Annotated in this window: 2 protein-coding genes; both read left to right on the top strand. The window is 59.3% G+C overall.

All coding sequences use genetic code 11. From position 1 onward, the window contains the following. The coding region (locus HIJ39_RS23005; protein WP_207711886.1) for a cell wall hydrolase at positions 1–349 on the top strand (349 nt) is incomplete at its 5' end. 104 nt (positions 350–453) lie between these two features. Continuing rightward, positions 454–1,251 carry a PD-(D/E)XK nuclease family protein gene (locus HIJ39_RS23000; protein ID WP_243239929.1) on the top strand — a complete coding sequence of 266 codons (798 nt, stop codon included), beginning with the start codon at positions 454–456 and terminating at the stop codon, positions 1,249–1,251. Positions 1,252–1,259: the final 8 nt, after the last annotated feature.

The following is a 1,259-nucleotide window of genomic DNA, read 5'->3' as shown; positions in this document are numbered from 1 at the left end:
CGTTTTGCCGAAATCAGGTTGGCCTTTTTGGCGAAGTGTTGTTGTCGTTATTGGAGATTTTATACTTGGCCGTAACATCCAGGCGCGGTCCTTTCCGCATCGCCTCTGGGCCGCGCTTCATCAACCCAATCAGTTCGAAACCGTCGCGAAGGGCGCTTGGGCCTCGGCCCGTCCCACGCCGTCTGCCTGGCACGCGGCTGCGCTGGCTCTGCGGGGCGTTGATCCGACCGATGGTGCTCTCTACTTCTACAATCCCTCACTGCCCCACGCCGCGTGGATGAATACGCTCACGGGCTGTGAACCCATCGGGGCCATGGACTTTTGCCGAGCAGCACCGGCTGCCCCATAACGTCCGCTGTCGAACAGGAAGTCAACGCACGTCGCTGGCTCCGCCTCCGGCGGATCGGCGGCTTAGATGTCTTAACCCCCCACTTAGGAAGGAGTGACGTCCGCATGAGTCGGGAACAAACCGCATCGCCCGCCTTGCTGTCGACGGCGGCCCTGCAGCAAGAAAAGTACCAGAGCGAACTTGCGGGTCCTAGCAAATTCGATCCGCATGAGATCCGCTTGTCAGAAGCGGGACAGTGCCCTAGGCGGCAAACCCTGCGTGCGCTCGGTTACGTCGCCACGCCGCCCACGCTCCGAGAAATGGCGATCTTCGAAACCGGCCACTTGGCGGAGGAGCGGATTACCGCGCTCTGGGCACAGCAATTTCCGGGCCCCGATCAATGCGTCCGGGAAGTGGAGGTCCGCACGGAATTCGGCGTCGGGCACATTGACCTCTGGATTGAGCCGATCAAACACATCGTGGAGTGCAAAACCACGACCGAAAAGCGCTTGAAGGATCTCCCGCTGCAAAGCCACGTCGCACAAGTCACGATGTACTTGCACTTCTATGGGAACCAGCGCGGCGCCACGGCGGAAATCAGCTATCTCATCAAGGAAACCGGCGAAATCAAGTCGTTCCCGGTGACCTACGACCGCCAGTATGCACGGGAATTAATTGTTGGGCTGATGGAGGTTCAAGCCGCGATCACGATGTTGCGGGAACCGCTGCCGATCCCAGAGGACTACCAAGCCACCAGTTACCCCTGCGCCTGGTACACCCCCCAAGGGCTCCGGCGCTGCGGCTTCTGGGAACATTGCTGGGGCAGCCAGGTCGCCACCGTGGTCGAGAAAAAGGTAAGCGTCAAACTGTCCCCACCTACCTTAGTTTTTTGGTTGAATCCTCTTGCTCTCGTAGATTTTTGATTCAATTC

Origin of the sequence: Sulfobacillus harzensis (assembly GCF_012933365.1) — a bacterium.
In the GTDB taxonomy this organism is placed as follows: domain Bacteria; phylum Bacillota; class Sulfobacillia; order Sulfobacillales; family Sulfobacillaceae; genus Sulfobacillus_B; species Sulfobacillus_B harzensis.
This window is presented reverse-complemented; position numbering and strand designations above follow the sequence as displayed.

Excerpts from the sequence above, each read along its gene's own strand:
- HIJ39_RS23000 (WP_243239929.1), top strand. The coding sequence starts at position 454 with ATGAGTCGGGAACAAACCGCATCGCCCGCCTTGCTGTCGACGGCGGCC.